General features: G+C 69.0%; 22 protein-coding genes and 1 tRNA gene. 13 read left to right on the forward strand and 10 right to left on the reverse strand.

Annotated features, from left to right (window positions below):
* The first annotated feature begins 293 nt into the window (after nucleotides 1-293).
* Nucleotides 294-2495 (forward strand): zinc-dependent metalloprotease family protein, encoded by a 2202-nt coding sequence (locus tag AC2YHJ_RS05560; RefSeq protein ID WP_487394522.1) that lies wholly within the window; start codon nucleotides 294-296, stop codon nucleotides 2493-2495.
* A 147-nt stretch (nucleotides 2496-2642) separates the two neighbouring features.
* Here AC2YHJ_RS05560 and AC2YHJ_RS05565 read toward each other — a convergent pair.
* The 3 genes from AC2YHJ_RS05565 to lepA form a co-directional block, all read right to left on the reverse strand.
* Nucleotides 2643-2733 (reverse strand) — tRNA-Ser (locus AC2YHJ_RS05565).
* 64 nt (nucleotides 2734-2797) lie between these two features.
* A complete protein-coding gene (locus tag AC2YHJ_RS05570) occupies nucleotides 2798-3790 on the reverse strand; it encodes a tripartite tricarboxylate transporter substrate binding protein BugD (protein ID WP_487394524.1) in 993 nt (330 codons plus the stop codon).
* 170 nt (nucleotides 3791-3960) lie between these two features.
* Nucleotides 3961-5766, reverse strand: coding sequence for a translation elongation factor 4 (gene lepA / locus AC2YHJ_RS05575; RefSeq protein ID WP_487394525.1), 1806 nt, complete (start codon nucleotides 5764-5766; stop codon nucleotides 3961-3963).
* A 127-nt stretch (nucleotides 5767-5893) separates the two neighbouring features.
* Between lepA and AC2YHJ_RS05580 the strand changes: the two genes are divergently transcribed.
* Nucleotides 5894-7240 (forward strand): patatin-like phospholipase family protein, encoded by a 1347-nt coding sequence (locus tag AC2YHJ_RS05580; protein ID WP_487394526.1) that lies wholly within the window; start codon nucleotides 5894-5896, stop codon nucleotides 7238-7240.
* Here AC2YHJ_RS05580 and AC2YHJ_RS05585 read toward each other — a convergent pair.
* Nucleotides 7218-8207 (reverse strand): Bug family tripartite tricarboxylate transporter substrate binding protein, encoded by a 990-nt coding sequence (locus AC2YHJ_RS05585; protein WP_487394527.1) that lies wholly within the window; start codon nucleotides 8205-8207, stop codon nucleotides 7218-7220. The genes AC2YHJ_RS05580 and AC2YHJ_RS05585 overlap by 23 nt on opposite strands.
* Before the next feature lie 183 nt (nucleotides 8208-8390).
* On the opposite strand from AC2YHJ_RS05585, the gene AC2YHJ_RS05590 reads away from it, so the two are divergent.
* Nucleotides 8391-8780, forward strand: a complete 390-nt coding sequence (locus AC2YHJ_RS05590; RefSeq protein ID WP_487394528.1) for a RidA family protein — start codon at nucleotides 8391-8393, stop codon at nucleotides 8778-8780.
* Here the strand turns inward: AC2YHJ_RS05590 and AC2YHJ_RS05595 are convergent.
* The 5 genes from AC2YHJ_RS05595 to rpmI form a co-directional block, all read right to left on the reverse strand.
* Nucleotides 8759-9943, reverse strand: coding sequence for an MFS transporter (locus AC2YHJ_RS05595; RefSeq protein WP_487394530.1), 1185 nt, complete (start codon nucleotides 9941-9943; stop codon nucleotides 8759-8761). The genes AC2YHJ_RS05590 and AC2YHJ_RS05595 overlap by 22 nt on opposite strands.
* Complete coding sequence (gene pheT / locus AC2YHJ_RS05600) at nucleotides 9940-12435, reverse strand: phenylalanine--tRNA ligase subunit beta (RefSeq protein ID WP_487394531.1); 2496 nt, start codon at nucleotides 12433-12435, stop codon at nucleotides 9940-9942. The genes AC2YHJ_RS05595 and pheT overlap by 4 nt, the downstream gene beginning before the upstream one ends.
* 4 nt (nucleotides 12436-12439) lie before the next feature.
* Nucleotides 12440-13519 (reverse strand): phenylalanine--tRNA ligase subunit alpha, encoded by a 1080-nt coding sequence (pheS, locus tag AC2YHJ_RS05605; protein ID WP_487394533.1) that lies wholly within the window; start codon nucleotides 13517-13519, stop codon nucleotides 12440-12442.
* A gap of 105 nt (nucleotides 13520-13624) precedes the next feature.
* The gene (gene rplT / locus AC2YHJ_RS05610) at nucleotides 13625-13981 is read right to left on the reverse strand and encodes a 50S ribosomal protein L20 (RefSeq protein ID WP_168040551.1); all 357 of its coding nucleotides are present in this window, start codon (nucleotides 13979-13981) and stop codon (nucleotides 13625-13627) included.
* A 15-nt stretch (nucleotides 13982-13996) separates the two neighbouring features.
* On the reverse strand, nucleotides 13997-14203 hold the full coding sequence (gene rpmI, locus AC2YHJ_RS05615) for a 50S ribosomal protein L35 (protein ID WP_487394534.1): 207 nt from the start codon (nucleotides 14201-14203) through the stop codon (nucleotides 13997-13999).
* A gap of 189 nt (nucleotides 14204-14392) precedes the next feature.
* Here rpmI and AC2YHJ_RS05620 point away from each other — a divergent pair, with 189 nt between their 5' ends.
* Both AC2YHJ_RS05620 and AC2YHJ_RS05625 read left to right on the forward strand, forming a co-directional pair.
* Nucleotides 14393-14977, forward strand: coding sequence for a protein phosphatase CheZ (locus tag AC2YHJ_RS05620; RefSeq protein ID WP_487394657.1), 585 nt, complete (start codon nucleotides 14393-14395; stop codon nucleotides 14975-14977).
* A 54-nt stretch (nucleotides 14978-15031) separates the two neighbouring features.
* The gene (locus AC2YHJ_RS05625) at nucleotides 15032-15775 is read left to right on the forward strand and encodes a DNA-3-methyladenine glycosylase I (RefSeq protein WP_487394535.1); all 744 of its coding nucleotides are present in this window, start codon (nucleotides 15032-15034) and stop codon (nucleotides 15773-15775) included.
* Here the strand turns inward: AC2YHJ_RS05625 and AC2YHJ_RS05630 are convergent.
* Nucleotides 15768-16361 (reverse strand): hypothetical protein, encoded by a 594-nt coding sequence (locus AC2YHJ_RS05630; protein ID WP_487394536.1) that lies wholly within the window; start codon nucleotides 16359-16361, stop codon nucleotides 15768-15770. The genes AC2YHJ_RS05625 and AC2YHJ_RS05630 overlap by 8 nt on opposite strands.
* Nucleotides 16362-16506: 145 nt before the next feature.
* Here AC2YHJ_RS05630 and dapF point away from each other — a divergent pair, with 145 nt between their 5' ends.
* From dapF to mobA, 8 genes are all read left to right on the forward strand, one after another.
* On the forward strand, nucleotides 16507-17337 hold the full coding sequence (dapF, locus tag AC2YHJ_RS05635; protein WP_487394537.1) for a diaminopimelate epimerase: 831 nt from the start codon (nucleotides 16507-16509) through the stop codon (nucleotides 17335-17337).
* A complete protein-coding gene (gene mtaB, locus AC2YHJ_RS05640) occupies nucleotides 17334-18578 on the forward strand; it encodes a tRNA (N(6)-L-threonylcarbamoyladenosine(37)-C(2))-methylthiotransferase MtaB (RefSeq protein ID WP_487394538.1) in 1245 nt (414 codons plus the stop codon). The genes dapF and mtaB overlap by 4 nt, the downstream gene beginning before the upstream one ends.
* Nucleotides 18579-18862: 284 nt before the next feature.
* Nucleotides 18863-19819, forward strand: a complete 957-nt coding sequence (gene ftsY / locus AC2YHJ_RS05645; protein ID WP_487394658.1) for a signal recognition particle-docking protein FtsY — start codon at nucleotides 18863-18865, stop codon at nucleotides 19817-19819.
* A gap of 92 nt (nucleotides 19820-19911) precedes the next feature.
* Entirely contained in the window at nucleotides 19912-20481 is a 570-nt protein-coding gene (locus AC2YHJ_RS05650) for a peroxidase-related enzyme (RefSeq protein WP_487394539.1), read from the forward strand.
* Between the two features lies 1 nt (nucleotide 20482).
* Nucleotides 20483-21280 carry a creatininase family protein gene (locus tag AC2YHJ_RS05655; protein ID WP_487394541.1) on the forward strand — a complete coding sequence of 266 codons (798 nt, stop codon included), beginning with the start codon at nucleotides 20483-20485 and terminating at the stop codon, nucleotides 21278-21280.
* A complete protein-coding gene (locus AC2YHJ_RS05660) occupies nucleotides 21277-21894 on the forward strand; it encodes a hypothetical protein (protein WP_487394542.1) in 618 nt (205 codons plus the stop codon). The genes AC2YHJ_RS05655 and AC2YHJ_RS05660 overlap by 4 nt, the downstream gene beginning before the upstream one ends.
* Nucleotides 21895-21991: 97 nt before the next feature.
* Complete coding sequence (gene fdhD / locus AC2YHJ_RS05665; protein ID WP_487394544.1) at nucleotides 21992-22888, forward strand: formate dehydrogenase accessory sulfurtransferase FdhD; 897 nt, start codon at nucleotides 21992-21994, stop codon at nucleotides 22886-22888.
* Nucleotides 22878-23519, forward strand: coding sequence for a molybdenum cofactor guanylyltransferase MobA (gene mobA / locus AC2YHJ_RS05670; protein ID WP_487394545.1), 642 nt, complete (start codon nucleotides 22878-22880; stop codon nucleotides 23517-23519). Before fdhD ends, mobA begins: the two co-directional genes overlap by 11 nt.
* Nucleotides 23520-23538 lie beyond the last annotated feature (19 nt).

Below are 23538 nucleotides of genomic sequence, written 5' to 3' on the forward strand. Positions count from 1 at the left end.
TGGTAGCACCCAGCACCAGCCGCCTCAGCCACATGCGTGTGTGCAGAAGCGGCCGCTTGGCGCGCCAATCGGCGGGACGAAACGCCGGCGCGGCTCGGGCAACCCCTGCCACCAGGCGGTGTGTGAGCCATCAGCGAAACGTGACCCGCTACCAGCAGCGCCTCACGCAAACTTGTCTGAATTCTACCTGGAATATCGACACACCCTGGAGACACTCCCATTAGTTGTGTTTCGAGGTGATATTGCGCGCAAATGGATATGGAGCATTCCCTGGCTCCGAGCTTATCGGTGCGTTGGATCCGAACGATCTGACGCCCTCCCCCTGGCACTTTCCCATCGGCGGCACGCCGCCCGATGCGCCGCCAAAGGGCCCCTCGGAGGTCCTGGTCAGAACGCCCATCAGCGGCGACAGCCTGGACCGGGATGCCCGCGATCACGCGCCGCCCCCGGCCGCGAGCGCGCCACAGGGCGCGCGACGGGATGATAGTGCCGGGGTGCAGCAAGAGGTCGCCTACGACGCCAGCGTCGTCCTAGCCGACATACCCACCGATGGTGTCGGCGTGTCCTTCGGCGATACGTTCAGGCTGCACAGCAATCCGGCCTCAACCTACAAGGTCTACCTCGATTTCGACGGCCACACGACGAGTGGCAACTCATGGAACACCTTTCTGGGCGGGCCGAGCTTCTATTCTCCTGCCTTCTCCCTCGACGCGTCGGAGGCCTTCAATTCCGCGGAGTTGCAGCGCATCCAGCAGATCTGGCAACGCGTCGCCGAGTACTTCTCACCGTTCAACATCGACGTGACGACGGAAGACCCGGGCGTCAACGGCATCACGCGCAGCGGCAACGGCGACAAGGCATTCGGCATCCGCGTGGTCATCACCGACGAAGCCGGCAGGGCGGGTGGCGGCGTGGCATGGCTCGGCTCCTTCGACTGGAGCACGGGTGAAGCGGCCTTCGTCTATGCGAACAATCTCGGAGACAGCGTCAAGTCGATCGCGGACGCGGCGGCCCACGAAGCAGGCCACTCCCTCGGCCTGGAACATGACGGGCAGATCACCTCCGCTGGCGGCAACCCGTACTACGCCGGCCATGGCAGCGGCGTCACCGATTGGGCTCCGCTGATGGGGGTCAGCTACCAGGCCAGCATCGTCCAGTGGAGTCGCGGGGACTACTACGGCGCGAACAACGTGCAGGATGACCTCGCGATCATCACGTCGCAGAACTCCGGCGTCGCCTATGTCGCCGACGACTATGGCGACACCTTCAGGCGCGCGGCGACACTCGGCGGCACGAGTAGCGGCTTCACGACCAATGTGCAGCGTTGGGGCGTCATCTCCGGCTCCGGCACGAAGAACGATGTGGACATGTTCCGCTTCGACGTCGCCCAGGGTGGCAGCGTCGACCTGACGATATCCTCCTGGACGAGGGTGTATGTCGGTGGAAGCAGTGTTCCTGGTTATGATCAGTCACCGAACACCATGCTCGACCTCGCAGCGAGGCTGTATGACGCGGCGGGCCAGCTGATCGCGGTGTCAGACGACCCTGCGCGGGTGGATGCGGCTATCAGCGTTGCCGGCCTCAAGGGCGGCACCTACTACCTGGCACTGGATGGCGTTGGCTGGGGTGATCCGCTCGCTGCAAAACCGACGGGCTACACGGAGTACGGCTCGCTTGGGCAGTACATGATCCAGGGTACCTACACGGCGCCCGGTGCGCCGGCCACCGTGCTTCGAACGAGCACCGATGCCATCACGATCAGCGAGGACGGTACTGCACAGACCCTTCGCATCTATTTCACGGGCACCAGCGCACTGACGCCGGACAGCGTGACGGTGCGGCTGTCTGGCCTCGACGGTACCGAAGGCGCGCTGTCCGATCCGACCTTCGTGCTGACGCGCGATGGCGGCTGGTCGAAGGAGATCACAATCAGCGGCCTCGATGACCGTGACGACGATGGCGATGCGCATTTCCAACTGGGCGTGTCCGCCGAAGGCTTCGGGACGGTCAGCGTGGGCGTCACCAACGCCGACAATGACAGCGCCTCCGCATCGGTCGGCTCGCGCTTCGGCACCTATTCCAAGGCGCCAACGGCGGGCAACACGAAGCTCGCGGCGCTGGCTTCCGATGATGGCAACGCGATGACGCTCACCGAGGGCGTGTCGGCGGGCGTGGCGCGCCTTGAGTGGCGCTGGCGGTTCGACAATGCGCTGGCGGGCGAGAATGTCGTGCACCTCGATGCAAGCTCCGCCAACGAAGCGATGCGCTTCGAATATTCGAATGACGGAACTGCCTGGGCAAGCCTCAATGACGAGGCGCCGGACGCTACCGCCTGGAACGGTAGTTTTGCCGTCACTGCGACTGGCTCGACGCTCTGGGTTCGCGTCTTGGACGTGGAGACCGCGGGAGATTCGCTGCGTGACACCTTCAACATCGATCTGTTGACGATTGAGCACCAGGCGCCGGAAGCAGCACAGGCGTGGATTCTCTCCTGAGTGTCTCCGGGGTGCTCGGGTGTCGTCGTGGGGGCTGGCCGATGGCCGGACCGCGCGACGGGGCAATGGTCCGACCGCAGGAACTCGAGAAACTAGCCACTCAGCGCGGCCGCCGATGGACGGAATCTCACGACGCTCAAGGGGAACTGGCGGACAGGGAGGGATTCGAACCCTCGATACGCTTTTGACGTATACGCACTTTCCAGGCGCGCGCCTTCGACCGCTCGGCCACCTGTCCGGAGGGCGCGGAACATAGTCAGGGTACGGCCGCAGGGCAACCCACCGGCCGCACCCTTTTCACATCAATCGGCGAATTGCCCCGCCGCCTGGATCAGCGGCCGCCACTTGGCGATGTCGGCCATCCAGAAATCCCGGTGAGCCGCCGGCGTCGCCCGCGCCACAGGCACCGGCGCGGTGCCAAGATCGGCGAATCGCCGTTCGATCGTCGGGTCCCGCAGCGCCTTCAGCAGCGCCTGGTTCAGTCGTTCCACGATCGGCGCCGGCGTGCCCTTCGGCGCATACAGCCCATGCCACACGCTCACCTCGAATCCGGGCAGCCCACCCTGGGCCGAGGTCGGCAGGTCCGGCAGCGCGGACAGGCGCTCGGGTGTCGTCACGGCGAAGGCACGGATGGTGCCCGCGCGGATCTGCTCGGTGGTGTTGGTCGTCTGGTCGCACATCAGATCGACCGTGCCAGCGACCAGATCGTTCATCGCGGGGCCCGTGCCGCGATACGGCACCGTCGTCATGCGCGTGTTCACCGCCTGCATGAACAGCAGGCCGCACAGGTGGCTCGCCGCGCCGATGCCGGCATTGGCGTAGTTCAGCCCCTCGCCCTTCTGCCGCACCAGGGCGACGAGTTCGGCCAGGCTGTTCGCCTCGATGTTACGGCGTGCCACCAGCGTCATCGGCACCTCGGTCACCAGGCCGAGTGTCTCGAAGCCGTTCACCGGATCATAGGCCAGGCGCCGGTACAGCGTCGGCGTCGTCGCCATGCCGATGTGGTGCAGCAGGACCGTGTAGCCATCCGGGCGGGCATTGGCGACGCGCTGCGCGCCGAGCGTGCCGCCGGCGCCGCCGACATTCTCGACCACCACCGGCTGGCCGAGGTCGGCACTCATGGCCTGCGCGATCAGCCGGCCAACGGTGTCGGTCGGACCGCCCGCGGCGAAGGGGATCACCATGGTGACGGGGCGGTTGGGATATGCTCCCTGCCCGAAGGCCGGGGCGGCCAGGCTGGCGCCGACGGCGGCAAGCGAACCGCCCGTGAGGGCCCGGCGGGAAATCTGCGTCATGCGACGTCCTCCTGATTTGGCAGGCTGTATCGTGGACACGCCTGCGATCTCGCATTGAGCCAGATCAAGCGTGCATCAATGCAAGTCAAGAGGACGCGATCCTCCGTCCGCGGCTGGCGCCGCGACGTCCTTCCACCATGCAGGCGATCGAACCTGGCTATGAAGGCGCTTCAGGCGTCCATCTTCAGCGCCGCGATGAAGGCGCTTTGCGGGATTTCCACCTTGCCGAACTGCCGCATGCGCTTCTTGCCCTCCTTCTGCTTCTCGAGGAGCTTGCGCTTGCGGCTGATGTCGCCGCCGTAGCACTTGGCGGTCACGTCCTTGGACAGCGCACCGATCGTTTCGCGCGCGATAACACGCCCACCGATCGCCGCCTGGATGGGAATCTTGAACAGCTGGCGGGGGATCAGGTCCTTCAGCTTCTCGCAGATCTGGCGCCCGCGCCGCTCGGCCTGGCTGCGATGCGCCATGAAGGACAGCGCGTCCACCGGCTCGTTGTTCACAAGGATCGAGATCTTCACGAGATCCCCGTCGGCGTAGCCATCCATTGTGTAGTCGAAGGAGGCGTAACCGCGGCTGACCGATTTCAGCCGGTCGTAGAAGTCGAACACCACCTCGTTCAGCGGCAGGCGATAGACCAGCATGGCGCGGCTGCCGACATAGGTCAGTTCCACCTGCTGCCCGCGCCGTTCGTTGCACAGCGCCAGCACCGGGCCGAGGTAATCGTCCGGCAACATGATGGTCGCCTTGATCCACGGTTCCTCGATGTGGTCGAGCACGCTGCCATCCGGCATGTCCGCCGGGTTGTGCAGCTCGAACATCTCGCCGTTGGTCTTGTGGACCTTGTAGACGACCGAGGGTGCCGTCGCGATCAGGTCGAGGTCGAACTCGCGCGACAGCCGCTCCTGGATGATCTCCAGGTGCAGCAGGCCGAGGAAGCCGCAGCGGAAGCCAAAGCCGAGCGCGGCCGAGGTCTCCGTCTCATAGTGGAAGGACGCATCGTTCAGCCGCAGCTTGCCGAGGCTCTCGCGCAGCTTCTCGAAATCATCCGCATCGACCGGATACAGCCCGCACCACACCACGGGGATGGAAGGCTTGAAGCCCGGCAGCGCCGCCTCGGCAGGGTTGCGGTCATCGGTCAGCGTGTCGCCGACATTGGTATCGGCCACCGTCTTGATCGCCGCGGTGACGTAGCCCATCTCGCCGGGGCCGAGGCTGTCGGTCGGCGTCAGCTTCGGGGCGAAGACGCCAACCTGCTCGATGGTATGCACCGCGCCGGAAGACATCATGCGGATGCGCTGGCCCTTGCGCAGGAAGCCGTCCTTCACCCGCACCAGAATGATGACGCCGAGATAGGCGTCGTACCAGGAATCGACTAGCAGCGCCTTGGTGGTGGCGGATGGGTCGCCCCTGGGTGCCGGCAGGCGCTGCACGATCGCCTCCAGCACGCCTTCGATGTTCAGCCCGGTCTTGGCGCTGATCTCGACGGCGTCGGACGTATCCAGGCCGATCACATCCTCGATCTGCTGCTTCACGCGCGCCGGCTCGGCGGCGGGCAGATCGACCTTGTTCAGCACCGGCACGATCTCATGCCCCGCATCGATCGCCTGGTAGACATTGGCGAGCGTCTGCGCCTCGACGCCCTGGGAGGCATCGACGACCAGCAGCGAACCCTCGCAGGCGGCAAGGCTGCGCGAGACCTCATAGGCGAAGTCCACATGGCCCGGCGTGTCCATCAGGTTCAGGACGTAGGTCTTCCCGTCCTTCGCCGGATAGGTCAGGCGAACCGTCTGCGCCTTGATGGTGATGCCGCGCTCGCGCTCGATCTCCATGTTGTCGAGCACCTGTTCCTTCATCTCGCGCGCGGACAGCGCGCCGGTCTGCTGGATCAGGCGATCGGCAAGCGTGGACTTCCCATGGTCGATATGGGCGATGATGGAGAAGTTACGGATCAGGTCGAGCGGAGTGTCGGTCATGGGAATCCAGTGGCGGCGAGGCGGGGGCTCGCCTGTCGGTCTGCGAGGGGACATAGGGCAGACGGCAGCCAAGTCAAAGCGTCTTGGCGCCCTGCTGGCGCTTCTGGCCTTGTTCGGCTGCGCCGGCATGGACCGCGGGATCAATCCGCCCCTGGCCCCGGGTGCGCGGAACCTGGGCTACGGCCTGGCGGAGCTCAATGCGTCCTCGGGCCGGTCGGACATCCTGGTTCTCCTGGCCTTCTCCGGCGGCGGCAAGCGGTCGGCGGCCTTCGCCCATGGCGCGCTGCGTGGCATGCGGGACGTGCCGGTGACCCTCGGCGGCCCGCCCTCCACCCTGCTGGCGGAGGTTGACCAGATCGCCGGCGTCTCGGGCGGCAGTTTCACCGCGGCGCACTACGCCCTCCATGGCGAAGGTTCCTTCGAAACCTTCCCGGAAGCGTTCCTCTACCGCGACATCTCCGCCTATGTCTGGGGGACCTACATGCTGCCCTGGCAATGGGGCTGGCTGGTTGATCCCTATGTCGGCACCAATGACCGGATGACCGGCGTCTATGACCGGCTGATGTTTCATGGCGCGACCTTCCAGGACCTGATGACGCGCGGCCGCCCGCGCCTGTCGATCGACGCGACCGACCTCGCCAGCGGTGGGGCATTCCCCTTCCTGCCCCACGCCTTCGACGTGCTCTGTTCCGATCTCGGCCGCTTCTCCCTGGCGCGGGCGGTGGCGGCATCGAACGGCTTCCCCCTGCTGTTCACGCCGATCACCCTGACCAATCACCGGGGACCGGGCTGCGACGCGCCGCTGCCGGTGAACCTGTCGGTCATGCCGATGCTGGCGGAATTCAATCGGCGACGCTTGCTCGACATCGTCGGCCGCATGGCGGACCAGGAGCGGACGCCATGGATCCACCTTCTCGACGGCGGCATCTCCGACAACCTCGCCCTGCGCGCCACGCTGAACTTTGCCGTTCTGGGCGGCACCGAGGAGGCGAACTTCGCCGTGCTGGCCAAGCCGGTTCGGCGCATCCTGATGATCAGCATCGATGGACAGTCCGCCACCGATCCGGCGCTGTCGCGCCAGCGCATGGTCAATGGGCTGGTCCAGATCTTCGACGCCGTCTCCGGCGCGCAGATCGACAACTACAACCTGGAAACCCTCGCCGTGACCTCCGTCGAGGTGGACCGCATGGTGGCGCGCCAGCGCGAATTGCGCTGCCGGCAGGCCAGGGTGGTCGACGGGCATGCCTGCGACGACGTGCAGGGCCTGCTGGTCCATATCTCGCTGGCCGACGTGCCGGATCCGGCGGTCCGCGACCGGTTGCGGCAGATCCCGACCAGCCTCAGCCTGTCGCGGGATGAGGTGGACCTGCTCGTCTCGTCGGGCGAGACGGTGATCCGCGGCAATGGCCGGATCGCCGCCTTCCTCGCACCCGCCGCGCCGGCCGCTCCGCCTACTCGATCCGAGCGCCGCTGATCTCCACCATCTCCCGCCAGCGCGGACGTTCCGCGACGATCCGGGCGCGCACCGCGGCGGGATCGGATGGCGGCAGCAGTTGCAGGCCATGGCCGCCCAACTTGTCCTCAAGCCCCGGAAAGGTGTTGGCCTTGCGGATCATCTCCACGGTCCGCGCCGCGAGTTCCGGCGGCAGGCCGGGCGGCCCCGACAACACGTTCCAGGATTGCAGGTCGAGATCGGCGATGCCGAGGTCCGGGAAATCCCCCATCGCAGGCACCTGCGGCAGGAAGGGCACGCGCGCCTGCGAGCCCACGGCGAAGGCGCGCAGCCGGCCGGCCGCGACATGGGGCATCAGCGCCGGCATGAAGTCGAAGCACATGTCGATATTGCCGCCCAGCAGGTCGTTCAGCGCCGGCGCCCCGCCGCGATAGGGCACGACCGTGATATCCGCCCCGCTCCGTCGCGCGATGGTCGCGACCAGCAGATGGGACGCGCCGCCACTGCTCGCCGCCCCGTTGGTCAGCCCGTTCCCGGGGCGCTTCGCCCAGTCGATCATGGCCCGGAAATCGGTCCAGCCGCGCTCCCTCGCCCGCTGTTCCGTCACGGCGCAGAGCACCGTGCTCGTCACCACTGACGTGATCGGGGTGATGTCGCGATCCACGTCGAGCGGCATGCGCGGCATCATCGCCGGCACGGCTGTGAACAGTGCGATGCTGAACAGCCCCGTGGTCAGCCCGTCCGGCGGCGCCTTGGCGACCACATCCATGGCGATCAGCCCGTTCGCGCCGCTGCGATTCTCGATCACTACGGCCTGGCCCGAGGTCGCCTGGATCGCCTCCCCATACAGCCGCGCGATGGTGTCGGACTGGCCGCCCGGCGGATTGGGGACGATCAGGCGGAGCGGACGGGCCGATTGCGCGGAAACGGGGCGCGGCGCGGCCAGTATCGGCAGCGCGGCAAGGGCAAGGCGACGACGCAGCATCATGAACATGTTCCCGGTTGGCCAAGCCGGCCCCGCATCGGCGCCGGCATCGTGGCGCCGTCATGCAAGCAAGTCCCGCACCGCCCGGCCACCCCCCTCCTGACGCACGCGGCGGCGCCCCCCTAGGATGCCGGCGGCGCGGACCATGCCGGGACGCCGCCACGATTCCACAATCAAGGTCCAGCCATGCCGAAACGCGCCATCTCCTCCAGCAAGGTCTTCAAGACCACCCGCCCCTTCGCCCAGGCGACCATCGCCGGCGGCTTCATGTTCGTCTGCTTCACCGGCCGCGATCCGGAGGGGAAGTTCGCCATCGGCGATGTGCGCGCCCAGACCCAGCAGGCGATCGACAACATCCGCATGCTGATCGAGGAAGCCGGCGGCAGCCTGAAGGACGTAGTGAAGTGCACGGTCTATGTGACCGATCGCGCGAACTGGGAACCGATGAACGAGGTCTACTTCGCCAACTTCAACGACGACCCGCCGCACCGCGTCTCCTGCATCGTCTCCGGCCTCGGCTCGCCCGACTGCCTCGTGGAGATCGACGCCACCGCCTATCTGGGCGAGGCGGCCTGACCCAGCATCGGCGCCAGCCGCCACATGGCGATGGCGCCGAGCAGCGGCCCGATACCAAGCGAGGCAAAGGCCGCGCCCGTCCCCAACGCCGCCATCGCATGGGGCAGGGCGCCGATCATCACGGCCGTCAGCAGGAACCCCAGCGAGGTCTGCACCGTCAGCATCGTCCCCACATAGTCAGGTGGCGACAGGCTGACGATGCAGGCCGAGAACTGCGCCGAATCCGCGACCACGGTGAAGCCCCACAGGAAGGCCAGCCCGATCGCCAGCGCCGGCCAGGCTGAGGCCGGCCCGATCAGCAGCGCGCAGCCGCCCGAGGCCACCATGCAGAGTGCGGCGACGCGCGCCCGGTTCCATCGGTCCGCCGCCAGCCCCGCGACCACGCAGCCCACCGCGCCTGCCGCCACCACGCCGAACACCCAGGCGCCCACCTGCGCCCGGCCGAGCAGCCCGGCCAGGAAGACCCCGATCCAGGCCCACATGGCGTAGAGTTCCCACATGTGCCCGAGATAGCCGAGGTTCGCGAGCCGCAGGCCCTTGTTCCGCCAGGCCTCCAGCGCCTGGGTGGGATGGAAGGGCGGTCGCGCGCCAAGCAACGGCCCGGGCCGGAACGGCAGGATCAGCACCCCCCCGAGCACCGCCATCCCGCCTGCCCCAGCATAGGCGCTGCGCCAATCGAGCGAACCCACCAGGTCCGGCAACAGGTGCGGCAACGCAGAGCCCAGCGTCACCGCGCCGACCACAAGCCCGATCAGCAGCCCGAGATCACCCCTCGCCCAGGACGCCGCGAGCTTCATGCCGACCGGATAGACGCCGGCCATGGCCGCCCCGGCGACGACCCGCAGCAGCAGCGCCGCCGGGCCTGCCGGCGCCACCTGCGTCTGCGCCAGCGTCGCCGCCCCGGCGATCAGCGCGCAGGACAGGAACAACCGGCGCGGATCGACGCGGTCGGCCAGCGACAGCACGGCGCTGACCAGTGTTCCCGCGACGAAGCCGAGTTGCACGCAGGCGGTCAGCCAGGCCGCTCGGCCTGGCGTGATCATCCCCTGCGCGATCAGACCCGGCACGGCGACCGTGCCGGCGAACCAGACCGAAAGCACCAGCACGATCGCCGCGGCCAGCAGCGCCATGTGCAGGCGCTTGCTGTCCGCGGCTGCGGTCATGCGCGCAATACCGCCCCGGTCGCCTTGGCCACCGCGGCGACCACCCGATCCGCCACCGCCTCGATCTGCACGTCGGTCAGCGTCGCCTCGCGCGGCTGGATCGTGACCTGCACGGCGAGGCTGACCTGGCCTTCCGGCACGCCCTTGCCCTGGTATCGGTCGAACAGCGCGACATCGGTGATCATCGCCTTGTCGGCCCCGCGCGCGGCGCGCAGCACAGCCTCGGCGCTGATGGTATCGGCCACCAGGAAGGCGAAGTCGCGTCGCAGCGGCTGGAAGGCCGGCAGGTCGGGCGCGCCCTTCTTGCGGCGCTTGGGCTCCGGCACGGCGTCCAGGAACACCTCGAAGGCCACCGCCGGGCCCGACAAGTCGAGCGCCGCCAGCACCGCCGGATGCACTTCCCCGAAGGTCCCCAGCACCGTCTTCGGCCCTTGCCGCACCACGCCCGAACGGCCCGGATGGTAGAAGCCCGGCGCGTCGGCGGTCACCTGCAGTGCGGCCATCGGTACGCCGAGCGCAGCCAGCACCGCCAGCACATCGCCCTTCGCGTCCATCGCATCGACGCCACGCGCTGCCTCGGCCCAGTGGCGCGGCGTCGAGCCATGCCGCACACCGGCGGCGACTGCGGCCTGCCCTTGCGGTGTCACGTCGCGATAGGCCGCGCCCAGTTCCGCCAACGCCACATCCCCAAAGCCGCGCGCCACATTGCGCTGGGCCGCGAGCAGCAGCGAGGCGACCGGCGTCGGGCGCATCTGGTCCAGATCCGCCGCGATCGGGTTGACCAGTCGCAGCGCTTCGGGTGTCGCGCCGAACAGCGCGGCGGTCTTCGCTTCCATGAAGGCGAAGGTCACCGATTCCAGCATGCCGCGGGATGCCAGCACGCGCCGCGCCAGCGCCGCACGAGACTGCTTCGCCGTGACGGCCGGGGCCGGGATGATCGCCGCCACCGGCAGCGAAACCGCCGGCACGGCGTCGAGGCCACCGAGACGAAGCACCTCCTCGACCAGGTCGCATTCCGGTTCGATCGCCGCGCAGCCCTCGGCCGCCTTGGCGGCGCGCGCGGGGTCCAGCCCCTCGAACTGCGCCAGCGCCCCGCCGCCGGCGCGATAGGCCGAGAGATCGCCCGCCACGTCATTGCGCCAGGACGGCACGGCGACGGTGACGGCATCCGCATCGCGCGCCTGCACCGCGAAGCCGAGACGTTCCAGGCGCGCGGCGGATTCATCCGCCGGCAGGTCGAGACCGCCATAGGACGACACGCGCTCGAAGCGCAGCGTGGCGGACCGCTTCCAGGCCGGTTCCGCGCCGGCGGAGGAAATCTCGCTCGCCTCGCCGCCGCAGAGCTCGATGATCAGCCGCGTCGCCGCTTCCAGCGCATCGGGCAGGAAGGCCGGGTCGAGGCCGCGTTCGAAGCGCGCGCGGGCGTCCGTGCGCACGTCGTGGCGGCGGCCCGACAGCGCGATGCGCACCGGATCGAACAGCGCGCATTCGATGAAGCACTCGGTCGTGGATTCGTCGCAGCCGGAATGCTCGCCGCCGATCACCCCGCCCAGCGCTTCCGGCCCGGCGGCGTCGGCGATCACGCCATCCTCCGCCGTCATCGCATAGGTCTTGCCATTCAGCGCGGTGAGACTCTCGCCCTCCCGCGCCATGCGCATGACGAGGTCGGTGCCCTTCACCTTGGTCACGTCGAAGACATGCAGCGGGCGGCCGAGGTCGAAGGTGAAGAGGTTGGTGATATCGACCAGCGTGCTGATCGGACGCAGGCCGATCGCCGTCAGCCGGTCCTGCAGCCATTGCGGCGAGGGCCCGTTCTTCACGCCGCGCACCGCGCGGCCCAGCACCCACAGGCAGGCGCGCGGGTCCTCGATATTCCAGTTCAGCGGCGCCTTGTAAACCGCGGGCACGGGCGGTGCCGACCACGGCTTGAGCGTGCCGAGCCCCGCTGCCGCCAAGTCCCGCGCCACGCCACGCACCGACAGCGCATCGCCGCGGTTCGGCGTGACGCTGATCTCGATGATCGGATCGTCGAGGCCCGCCCACTTCACGTAGGACGCACCCAGCGGCGCATCCGCCGGCAGGTCGACGATGCCCGAATGATCGTCGCCGAGGCCCATCTCGCGCGCCGAGAGCATCATCGCTTCCGACTTCACGCCGCGGATCTCGCCGACCTTGAGCGTGACGCCGGTGCCAGGGACGTATTCGCCCGGAAGTGCTGCGACGCCCATCATGCCGGTGCGCGCATTCGGCGCGCCGCAGACGACGGAACGCTCGACGCCATCACCGATATCGACGCGCAGATGGCGCAGGCGGTCGGCATTGGGGTGCTGCACAGCCTCGATCACGCGGGCGATGCGGAAGGAAGCGAGTGCCGCGCCGCGATCCTCGATGCCTTCGACCTCAAGGCCGATGGCGTTCAGCGTGCGGGCGATCTCATCGACGCCGGCCTCGGTGTCGAGATGGGTGCGCAGCCAGGACAGGGTGAACTTCATGATCTCACACGCCCTCGTGCAGCGTGGCAGGGGCGAGCGGATCGGCGGCGTAATGCCGCAGCCAGCGGATGTCGGCCTCGTAGAAAGGGCGCAGGTCGGGAATACCGTGCTTCAGCATGGTGATGCGCTCGATCCCCATGCCGAAGGCGAAGCCCTGCCACTCGCGCGGGTCGATGCCGCAATTGGCGAGCACCTTCGGATGCACCATCCCGGAACCGAGGATCTCCAGCCAGTCGCCGCCCTTGCCGAGTTCGCCGGTCTTGCGCGACCAGCCGATGTCCACCTCCATCGAAGGCTCGGTGAAGGGGAAGTAGGACGACCGGAAGCGCACCGGCAGGTCGGCGATGCCGAAGAAGGCGCGCAGGAAGTCGATCAGGCAGCCCTTGAGGTGGCCGAGCGTGATGCCCCGGTCGATCACCAGCCCCTCGACCTGGTGGAACATCGGCGAATGCGTCGCGTCGTGGTCGGCGCGGTAGGTGCGGCCGGGGACGATGACGCGGATCGGCGGTTCCTGCGACAGCATGGTGCGGATCTGCACCGGGGAGGTGTGGGTGCGCAGCACGGGGCGGCGACCATTCACCTCCGGCAGGTAGAAGGTGTCGTGATCCTGCCGCGCCGGATGGTGGTCGGGGATGTTGAGCGCGCCGAAATTGAACCAATCTCCCTCGATGTCCGGGCCCTCGGCGACGGCAAAGCCCATGGCGCCGAACAGCGCCGTCAGCTCTTCCATGGTGCGCGCGATGGGGTGGATGCCGCCATCGGCCGCCGTGCCGGGCGCGAAGGGGCGCGGCGGCAGCGTGACGTCCAGGCGCTCGGCGGCCAGGCGCGCGTCGAGGGCGGCGGCGTCCAGCACGGTGCGGCGCGCTTCGATCGCGGCCTCGATGCTGCCCTTCAGGCGGTTGAGCGCGGCGCCGCGTTCCTTGCGCTGTTCGGCCGGCACGGCGCCGAGGCCCTTGAGCAACCCGGACAGGCTGCCGGCCTTGCCCATCACGCCGACGCGTACAGCGTCGAGCGCGCGCAGGTCGGTCGCGGCGGCAAGGGCGGCTTCGGTCTCGGCCTGCAGGGAAGCGAGGTCGTCAGTCATGGGCACCATGTCCGGAAAAGCACGAAGGGCCGCGCCCCGGTCACCCGGGATGCGGCCCTCTGCTAAACGCTGAAACGGCACAGGGGAACCCCCGCGCCGAAGGGTTCAGGCGAGCTTCGCCTTCGCCTGCTCGACCAGCGCCGCGAAGGCCGCCGGTTCGTCAAAGGCGAGGGCCGCCATCACCTTGCGGTCCATCTCGATCCCCGCCGCCTTGATGCCGGCGATGAAGCGGGAATAGGTCAGGCCGTGCTCACGGACGGCCGCGTTGATGCGCTGGATCCACAGGCCGCGGAACTCGCGCTTCTTGTTGCGGCGGTCGCGGTAGGCGTACTGCAGCGCCTTCTCGACCCGCTCCAGCGCGGGGCGATAGGCGGTGGAGGACCGGCCGACATAGCCCTCGGCGAGCTTGAGGACCTTCTTGTGACGGGCGTGCTTGGTAACGCCGCGCTTTACACGAGCCATTGCTGCGCCCCTTCCTTACCGGTCCAGCCCATAGGGCAGCCACTGCTTCACGGTATCGCCGTCCTGCTTATCGAGGACGTACATGCCGCGGTTCTGGCGCTTCATGGTGGTGGTCTTGGCGGTCAGCATGTGGCGCTTGTTGCCAGCGCCCGCCTTCACCTTGCCGGTGGCGGTCAGTCGGAAGCGCTTCTTCACGCTCGACTTCGTCTTCATCTTGGACATTTGGCCCTCCTATTCGGGGTCGGGGCGCCCCAGCCGCACCATGCGAAAGGGACGCGCGTTCCCGGCCGGGCATGTCCATGGGGCCACGACGCGGGAGGCGGGCGTATAGACCCTGCCTCCAGGGATGGCAACCTGACCTTCATGGTTGCGGGTGTTTCCTGTCGCATCCCGCCGATGCGACCGAAGGCCATGCCCGTGGACACTGCCACCGCCTGCCTGGACGAGGCCCTGGGGCCCCATTTCGCGGCGCTCCGCGCCTTCATGGACCGCCGCATCGCCGAGCTGAGCGCCGAGGTCTCGGCCTCCGTCCAACTCATGGGCATGACCGAGGACGCCATCACCGCCCGCATCGGAGAGGTACACGCCCAGATCGCCCGGCTGATCGCCATCCCGGCCTCCGGCGCCCGCAATTCGGGGCTGGAGTTGGAAGCCGTCGTCCATGCGACGGAATCCGCCGCCGACATCATCCTGGAAGCCGCCGAGGCGATCCAGACCTGGCTCGACGAAGGCAGCGGTGACACGGCCGCGCTGTCCGAACGGGTCAACGCCATCTTCCAGGCCTGTTCCTTTCAGGACCTGACCGGCCAGCGCATCCGCCGCGCCATCAAGCAGTTGCAACAGGTGGAAACCATGCTGGAAGGGTTGATGCCCGGCGCGGCATCCCCCGCCGCGCCGCGGCTCGAGGTAGTCGGCCACGCGCCCACCGTCCCCGATGTCGCCATCTCCGGGCCGGACCTCGCCCAGGCCGAGATCGACCGGCTGCTGAACGGTTGACCCGCCGCCCTGGCGCCTCCGGCACCGTCACGCCAGACTGCCGCGCAATACCGGATGCGCGGGGGCACAATGCAGGATTTCGAAGCCATCTTCGCCCTGGCCGGCGCCCGCAAGGGTGGTGCCGCCGCGCTCAGCGCCCTGCTGGCTGACACAGCGCCGCGCAGCCCGGCCCAGATCGCCGCCACCCCGGATGACCGCATCCTCGCCGAGATGACCCGCCGCATCTTCAATGCCGGCTTCTCCTCCAAGGTCATCGAGGACAAGTGGCCGGCCTTCGAGGCCGCCTTCGACGGCTTCGACCCGCGCCCCAACGCCTTCATGACCGAAGCGCGCTTCGATGCGTTGCTCAAGGATCGCGGCATCGTGCGTAACGCGGCCAAGATCCGGGCAGTGCAGCTGAATGCGCAGCTGCTGCTGGACCTCGCGGAGAAGCATGGCAGCGCAGCGCGCTTCTTCGCTGAATGGCCAGACAGCGACCTGGTCGGCCTGCTCGACCTGCTGCGCAAACGCGCGAGCCATCTGGGCGGGGACGCCGCTCCGCGCTTCCTGCGCGGCATCGGCAAGCCGGCCTTCATCGCAACGCCGGACATGGTCGCCGCCCTGATCCGCGAAGGCGTGATCGAGCGCCCGCCCAGCGGCAAGCGGGACTTCGCCGCCATCCAGGCCGCCTTCAACCAATGGTCCGCGGAATCCGGCCGCGACCTGACGGCGATCAGCCGCGTCCTGGCCATGAGCATCGATGGTCCCGGCTATGCCCCCTCGCCAGCGCGAAAGTCGGCGCGCCGCACCGTCAGTTGAGACGCCGTACGCCCGAGGTCCCGGCGCTGAAGTCGGTGCCGCCCCGGCTGCTCGGCGAGAACCGCATGGGGACGGACAGCAGCGTGCCGCAGGCCTCGAAAACCCAGGCCTCCGCCCAGGGCCGCGTGCGGCGCGGGGCGTTCGGCTCGCTGTCCGGCCCGTCGAAATCCGCGGATTGCGGCCTGATCTGCTGGCAATTGGGCGCCGCCGTCCGGGCAGCGGCCACCGCCACCTGCATGGCGTCCCGTTGCAGGACCGGGTCGGTGACGGTCGTGCCCGGCAGGGTCTCGACCATCCGCCCGCTGCCGTCCGGCATGACCAGCGCGAGGTAGTTCCGCTGCATCCGCCGGCCGCAGCCCTCGATCAGGATGCGGTGATAGGACGCCTCGCGCACCGTGGCATCCTGGAATTGCGCGGCCGGCGCGGCGGGCCGGGCCGTCGCGGACGGGCAATTGCCGGAGGCGATGAAGGCCTGGGCACGCTGAAGCGCCGCCGCCGCCGCTGCGTCGGTCCCCGCCGAGGATTGGGCCAATGCCGGCCCCGACGCCAATAGTAGGGCCGTCAGGCCCGAGGTGATGCGGTTCATCGCTCGATCTCCGTGGGGCGCGGCATAGCCACGCCGGCAAACCATGGCGGGAAGCGGGCGCGACGGTCGGCATGCACCTGCCGGGCAGCCCCGCGCGCGCCACGGGTTCCGGCGAAGGGCCGGCCGCTCTATATGCGCTCACGTTATGGTCCCCTTCCGCAAGATGCACGGCCTGGGCAACGACTTCGTCGTGCTGGACGGGCGCGCCGCCACGCTGCCGGTCACCCCTGCCCGCGCCGCCGCCGTCGCCGACCGTCATTTCGGCATCGGCTGCGACCAGTTCATCGTCCTGGAACCCCCGCCGGCGGGTTCGGACGTCTTCATGCGCATCCTCAACCCCGACGGGTCGGAGGCCGAGGCCTGCGGCAATGCCACGCGCTGCATCGCCTCCCTGGTCGCCGACGAACGCGGCGCCAATCGCGTCGTGGTGCGCACCGTGGCCGGGGAACTGCCCGTGGAACGCCTGCCGGGCGGTCTGTGGCGGGCGGATATGGGCCCCGCGCGGATCGGCTGGCAGGATGTGCCGCTGGCCCGCGAGATGGACACGCTGCATGTGCCGCTCGCCTTCGGGCCGGTCGCCGATCCGGCCGCCTGTTCCATGGGCAACCCGCACGCGACCTACTTCGTGGACAATCTCGACGCCATTCCGGTGACGGAGATCGGCCCGCGGCTGGAACACGATCCGATATTCCCGCATCGGGCCAATATCGGCTTCGCGCAGATCCTTTCGCCCACGCATATGCGCCTGGTGATCTGGGAACGCGGGGCCGGGATGACGCTCGCCTGCGGGTCGGGCGCCTGCGCGGGCATCGTGAATGCGGTGCGCCGCGGGCTGACCGGGCGGCGGGCAACCGTGACCATGCCGGGCGGCGACCTGGTCATGGAATGGCGGGAATCCGACGGCCATGTGTTGATGACCGGCCCGGTCGCGACCGCTTTCACAGGCACGCTCGACCTCGAAGGCCTCGCCCCGTGAGCATCGAGGTGCTGACCTTCGGGTGTCGCCTGAACACCTATGAATCCGAGGCGATGCGCGACCTCGCGACGAAGGCGGGCCACGCCGGCGCCATCGTGGTGAACACCTGCGCCGTCACGGCCGAGGCCGAACGCCAGGCGCGCCAGGCGATCCGCCGCGCGCATCGCGACAATCCCGGCGCGCGCATCATCGTCACCGGCTGCGCCGCGCAGATCGCGCCCGAGAAGTGGGCCGCCATCGCCGGCGTCGAACGTGTCATCGGCAATGCCGACAAGCTGAAGCCCGAAACCTGGGCCGCGCTGGACGCCCCCCCTGCCCCGGTCACCGACATCATGGCGGCGACCGAGACGGCCGCGCATCTCGTGACCGAATTCGCCGGCCGCGCGCGGGCCTTCGTGCAAGTCCAGCAGGGCTGCGACCACCGCTGCACCTTCTGCGTCATCCCATTTGGCCGTGGCCCGTCACGATCCGTGCCGATCGGCGCGATCGTCGAGCAGGTGCGCGCCCTTGTGCAGACCGGGTATCGAGAGGTCGTGCTGACCGGGGTGGACATCACCTCCTACGGGCCGGACCTGCCGGGACGGCCGACGCTGGGGCAGATGGTGCGACGCCTGCTCGCGCTGGTGCCAGAACTGCCGCGGTTGCGGCTGTCCTCGCTCGACCCCGTGGAAGTCGATGACGACCTGTGGCGCCTGATCGCCGAGGAGCCTCGACTGATGCCGCATCTGCACCTGTCGCTGCAGCACGGCGCGGACCTGATCCTGAAGCGCATGAAGCGGCGGCACCTGCGTGCGGACGCCATCGCGGTCGCCAACCGCGCCCGCCGTCTGCGACCCGGCATGGTGTTCGGCGCCGACCTGATCGCCGGCTTCCCGACCGAGACCGAGGCGCATTTCGGCGAGACCCTCGCCTTGGTCGAGGATTGCGGGCTGAGCTTCCTGCACGTCTTCCCCTATTCCGAGCGCCCGGACACGCCGGCCGCGCGTATGCCGCAGCTGCCCGTGCCGGTTCGCAAGGAACGCGCTGCGCGCCTGCGTGAGGCCGGGGCGCGCGCCGCATCGCGCCTGTTCGACGCCCGCATCGGGCAGGAGGAAGCGGTGCTGTTCGAACACGCCGATCGCGGCCACACCGAACACTTCGCCCCGCTGCGCCTGGCGCGCGGCGTCGCGGTGCCCGGCGAGATCCGCCGCCTGCGCGTCACGGGCGCGACGCGCGACGCCCTGCTGGCGGAGGCCGCCTGATGGCGCTGCGCGACCTGTGGACCCGGTTCCGCGGCGGCGCGGCCGAGGCTGAGCCGCAGCCGCCGGCGGAAAGCTCGCCGCCGCTCACGCCGGAAGCGCCCTCACCGCCCCCGGAAACCCCGCCCCCTGCGCCGGAGCCCGCTCCACCGCAGCCCGTGGAGGAACCGCCGCCGAGCGCTCCGCCGGAGGCACCGCCCCCGGTCGAGGAGCCGACGGAGCCCACGCCCGAGGAACTGCCCCCGCCGCAACCGCTACCCCCGGCCGAGGCGCCGCCAACGACCGCCCTGGCACCCGAGGCGCCAGCGGCCGAACCCGCCCCGCGCCAAGGCTGGTTCTCCCGCCTCAGGGCCGGGCTGGCGCGGTCCACCGCCAAGCTCACCGACAGCGTCACCACGCTCTTCACCAAGCGAAAGCTGGACGAGGAGGCGCTCGAGGAGCTGGAGGAGACGCTGATCGCCGCGGATCTCGGCGTCGCGGCGTCGCGGCGCATCGTGGAAGGCTTCCGCAAGACGCGCTTCGGCAAGGAAGTCACCGATGAGGAGGTGAAGACGACGCTGGCTGAGGAGATCGCCACGATCCTCGGCCCCGTCGCGAAGCCGCTGGTGATCGAACCCGCCCGCGCCCCGCATGTCGTACTGGTGGTCGGCGTGAACGGCACGGGCAAGACGACGACCATCGCGAAGCTCGGCAAGCAGTATCGCGACCAGGGGCTGAAGACCGGTTTCGTCGCGGGCGACACCTTCCGCGCCGCCGCGGTCGAACAGCTGCAGGTCTGGGCGGATCGCACCGGCGCGCGCTTCTTCCCACCCGCCAAGCCCGGCGCCGATGCGGCGGGCCTGGCCTTCGACGCGTTGTCCGCGGCGCGTGCCGAAGGCCTCGACGTGCTGCTGGTCGATACCGCGGGGCGCCTGCACAACAAGTCCGCGCTGATGGAGGAGTTGCGCAAGGTCATCCGCGTCATCCGTCGCGTCGATGACACCGCGCCGCATTCCGTGCTGCTGGTGCTGGATGCCACCACCGGCCAGAACGCCGTGCAGCAGGTGAAGGTGTTCAAGGAGATGGTCGATGTCTCCGGCCTCGCCGTGACGAAGCTGGACGGGTCGGCCAAGGGCGGCGTCGTCGTCGCGCTGGCGCAGGAATTCGGCCTGCCGGTCCATGTCGTGGGTGTCGGCGAAAAGGCCGAGGATCTCCGCCCCTTCGAGGCGCGCGATTTCGCGCGGGGGCTGCTGGGTCTCGACTGAGGACCGGAGGGGCAAGGCCCCTCCAATGAACCCCTTGCGAGCGGCCTCCCATGGCGCGACACCGTCCAGCAAACAACGCCAGGACGGATCCCATGACGAAGCCCATCGCCCGCACGCCAATCCCCGACATCAAGACGCTGCCCGAGGACATCCGCACGCGCATCCTGACGGTGCAGGAGAAGTCGGGCTTCATCCCCAACGTCTTCCTGATGCTCGCGCACCGGCCGGCGGAATTCCGCGCCTTCATGGCCTATCACGACACACTGATGGACAAGGCCGAGGGGCTGTCCAAGGCGGAACGGGAGATGATCGTCGTCGCCGTCTCCGCGCTGAACCAGTGCCAGTACTGCGTCGTGGCACATGGCGCGATCCTGCGCATCCGCGCGAAGAACCCGCTGATCGCCGATCAGATCGCCGCCAATTGGCGCAAGGCGGACATCACCGACAAGCAGAAGGCGATGCTGGAATTCGCCATCAAGGTGACGCTGCGCGCCAACGAGGTGAACGAGGACGACCACAAGGCGCTGCGCAAGGCCGGCTTCGATGAGGAAGCGATCTGGGACATCGCCGCCATCGCCGCCTTCTTCGGCATGTCGAACCGTCTGGCCAACGTGACCAATCTGCGCCCCAATGACGAATTCTACGCCATGGGAAGGGGCTGACATGACCGAAACCCGCTGGGAACGCCTGACCGCGCCGGAACTGCGCGCACTGGCCGAACGCAACGCCGTCGTCGTCGTTCCCGTTGCGAGCCTGGAGCAGCACGGCCCGCACCTGCCGGTCTGGACGGACAGCTTCATCGGCCATTCGGTGTCGGTCCGCGCGGCGGAACTCTGCGCCGACCTGCCGGCCGTGGTGACGCCACCGATGTGGCTCGGCCTTTCCGAGCATCACTTCCCCTTCGGCGGGACGATCAGCCTCGACTACGCGACCTTCGCCGCGGTGCTGCGCTGCATCGTGAAGTCGCTGCTCGCGGATGGCTTCTCCCGCGTCATGCTGTTCAACTCGCATGGCGGAAACATCGACCCGCTCGCCGTCTCGGCGCGGGAACTCGCGCATGAATTCGGCATCCCGGTGCTGACCACGACCATCACCAAGGTCGCACCCGCCGCGATCTCCGCGGCGCTGACGGCGCAGAAGGCCATCCACCACGCCTGCGAGGGCGAGACGAGCATCTGGATGCATCTCGACCCCGCGCAGGTGCGGATGGGCGAGATCGCGAACTCGGTCTCGCCCGGGAATTTCGACGCCGGGCAGCAGGTGTCCTCACGCTTCTGGTCCTTCTCCGAACGCGCGCCCGTGACCGGTGTGCGTGGCGATGCGCGTGCGGCCACGCCTGAGAAGGGCAAGGCGATCTTCGAGGCGATGGCCGAGGGCCTGGCGAAGGAATTGCGCGACACCGCCAACTGGTCTCCGCCCGACGATGTCTGGCGGCGCGGCCGGGCGCAGGGACCGCGGTGATCCCACCCTACTTCGGGCAGTGGGAATCCGCCGACCGCATCGCCGAGATCCTCGCCGGCACGTTGCGTGCGGCGGATGATCCGCTCTGGCCGCGTTCCGGCGCGGCGGGGGCGGCGGATTACGAGACCTGGGCGGATCATCTCTGCGGCGTCGCTTGCCTCCGCATGGCGGTCGCGGCGCGCGGGATGGAGCCGCCGCGCGCCTTCGACCTGGCGCGGGAACTGACGAGACGCGGCGGCTACGTCGTGCAGCCGGATGGCGGTATCCGCGGATTGATCTACGCGCCGGCCGCGGAATGGCTGTGCGCGGTGCCGCGCGTCTCCGCCGAGGTGCGCGTCGATGTGCCGGCCGAAGAAATCCCGGCGATGGTGCGTGATGGCGGCCTGTTCATCGCCTCGGTGCATCCCGCGATCCGCCGCGCCGATGCGGAACCGCCCGCGCGCGGCGGCCATCTGGTGCTGGTCTTCGGTGCCGAGGACGACGTGCTGCGCTTCCACAACCCATCCGGCGACACCGATGCGTCGCAGCGCGACGCGCGCCTGCCCGTCGCCGAGTTCGCCCGCTTCTACGCCGGGCGCGGCATCGCGCTGCCTGCCGCGCCCGGCGCCGGGTGACGGCTATCCAAACGGCACTGCCGTTTGGCGGGGTGGCTCGGAGGGGCGGCGCCCCTCCGAACTTGCGCCGGTCCCGTCTCCGCGCCATCTGCCTTCCATGTCCGACCTGCTCCGCGTCAAGCCCGACCCCACCGATCCGCGCCTGACGCGCCGCGTCAGCGGCGTGGACCATACCGGTGCGCCGATCGAGACCTCCGTCACCGTCGAGCGCCCGCTGACCCTGTTCCTCAACGGACAGGAGATCGTCACCATGATGACGATCGGCGACCGGCCGGAGGATCTCGCCCTGGGCTACCTGCTGAACCAGGGGATGCTGAAGCCGGATGCCGTGGTCACGGGCGTGGATTACGACGACGATCTTGGCGTGGTCATCGTGCGCACGCCGGAGCGGACGGATTTCGAGGAGAAGCTGCGGAAGAAGACACTGACGTCCGGCTGCGCGCAGGGGACCGCTTTCGGCGATTTGATGGAAGGCTTCGCGCAGGTGCGGCTGGCGAAGTCGGAACTCCGCACATCCTGGCTGTACCGCCTGCTGCACCGGATCAACACGCTGCCGACGCTGTACCTGGAAGCCGGTGCGATCCATGGCTGCGCGCTGTGCCTGCGCGACCAGCCGGTCGTCTATATGGAAGATGTCGGCCGCCACAACGCCGTGGACAAGATCGCCGGCTGGATGTTCCGCGCGCGCGAAACCCCGGATGACAAGATCTTCTACACCACCGGGCGGCTGACCTCGGAGATGGTCATCAAGACGGTGCGCATGGGCATCCCGATCCTGGTCTCGCGATCCGGCTTCACCGCCTGGGGCGTCGAACTGGCGAAGGAGGCCGGGTTGACGCTGATTGGCCGCTGCAAAGGTAAGCGCTTCGTAGCGCTGGCGGGGGAGGATCGCATCGTGTTCGACGCCGACCTCAACTACGTCGAGGAGGAGTCCGCGAAGCACTGGCGCAAGAACAGCGCCGAGGCGATGGCGGCGGGCGACGATGCGGGCTGATACGCTGGGCTGCATCCTCGCCGGCGGGCTGGCGCGACGCATGGGCGGCGGCGACAAGCCGCTGCGGCTGCTGGGCGGGCGACCGATGCTGGACCACGCGCTCGGGCGCTTGGCGCCGCAGGTGGCGGCGGTGATCCTGAACGCGAATGGCGATCCGGCGCGCTTCGCGGGTTATGGCCTGCCGGTCGTCGCCGATGGCCTGCCGGACCATCCGGGTCCGCTCGCCGGTATCCTGGCGGCGCTGGACTGGGCGGCGGAGCATCGGCCCGAGTTGCCCTGGATGGTGTCGGTGCCGGGCGATTCGCCCTTCATTCCGGAAGACCTCGTCACCACGCTGCATGCGGCGCGCGCGGCCGCCGAGACGCCCTTGGCCTGCGCGCGGTCGGACGGGCAGACGCACCCGCCCGTCGGGCTGTGGCCCGTGGCGCTGCGGGCGGATCTGCGCGCCGCCTTGCTGGCCGGCGAGCGCAAGATCGACCGCTGGACCGCACGCCACGGTTGCGCCCATGCCGATTGGCCAGCCACGCCCGTCGATCCCTTCTTCAACGCCAATGCGCCCGAGGACCTCGCTGAAGCCGAACGCCTGATGCCGCTGTTGCATTCGGCCCGGCGCGTCGCCATAGACGAATGAGTTGCGTGTGAGGGAAATG

The sequence above is a fragment of the Roseomonas sp. SRI_022 genome (genome assembly GCF_057586215.1).

Coding starts and splice junctions, on each gene's coding strand:
- AC2YHJ_RS05570 (WP_487394524.1), bottom strand. CDS start 3,790: ATGACGCAGATTTCCCGCCGGGCCCTCACGGGCGGTTCGCTTGCCGCC.
- lepA (WP_487394525.1), bottom strand. CDS start 5,766: ATGACCGACACTCCGCTCGACCTGATCCGTAACTTCTCCATCATCGCC.
- AC2YHJ_RS05580 (WP_487394526.1), top strand. CDS start 5,894: ATGGACCGCGGGATCAATCCGCCCCTGGCCCCGGGTGCGCGGAACCTG.
- AC2YHJ_RS05585 (WP_487394527.1), bottom strand. CDS start 8,207: ATGATGCTGCGTCGTCGCCTTGCCCTTGCCGCGCTGCCGATACTGGCC.
- AC2YHJ_RS05590 (WP_487394528.1), top strand. CDS start 8,391: ATGCCGAAACGCGCCATCTCCTCCAGCAAGGTCTTCAAGACCACCCGC.
- AC2YHJ_RS05595 (WP_487394530.1), bottom strand. CDS start 9,943: ATGACCGCAGCCGCGGACAGCAAGCGCCTGCACATGGCGCTGCTGGCC.
- pheT (WP_487394531.1), bottom strand. CDS start 12,435: ATGAAGTTCACCCTGTCCTGGCTGCGCACCCATCTCGACACCGAGGCC.
- pheS (WP_487394533.1), bottom strand. CDS start 13,519: ATGACTGACGACCTCGCTTCCCTGCAGGCCGAGACCGAAGCCGCCCTT.
- rplT (WP_168040551.1), bottom strand. CDS start 13,981: ATGGCTCGTGTAAAGCGCGGCGTTACCAAGCACGCCCGTCACAAGAAG.
- rpmI (WP_487394534.1), bottom strand. CDS start 14,203: ATGTCCAAGATGAAGACGAAGTCGAGCGTGAAGAAGCGCTTCCGACTG.
- AC2YHJ_RS05620 (WP_487394657.1), top strand. CDS start 14,393: ATGCCCGTGGACACTGCCACCGCCTGCCTGGACGAGGCCCTGGGGCCC.
- AC2YHJ_RS05625 (WP_487394535.1), top strand. CDS start 15,032: ATGCGCGGGGGCACAATGCAGGATTTCGAAGCCATCTTCGCCCTGGCC.
- AC2YHJ_RS05630 (WP_487394536.1), bottom strand. CDS start 16,361: ATGAACCGCATCACCTCGGGCCTGACGGCCCTACTATTGGCGTCGGGG.
- dapF (WP_487394537.1), top strand. CDS start 16,507: ATGGTCCCCTTCCGCAAGATGCACGGCCTGGGCAACGACTTCGTCGTG.
- AC2YHJ_RS05650 (WP_487394539.1), top strand. CDS start 19,912: ATGACGAAGCCCATCGCCCGCACGCCAATCCCCGACATCAAGACGCTG.
- AC2YHJ_RS05655 (WP_487394541.1), top strand. CDS start 20,483: ATGACCGAAACCCGCTGGGAACGCCTGACCGCGCCGGAACTGCGCGCA.
- fdhD (WP_487394544.1), top strand. CDS start 21,992: ATGTCCGACCTGCTCCGCGTCAAGCCCGACCCCACCGATCCGCGCCTG.
- mobA (WP_487394545.1), top strand. CDS start 22,878: ATGCGGGCTGATACGCTGGGCTGCATCCTCGCCGGCGGGCTGGCGCGA.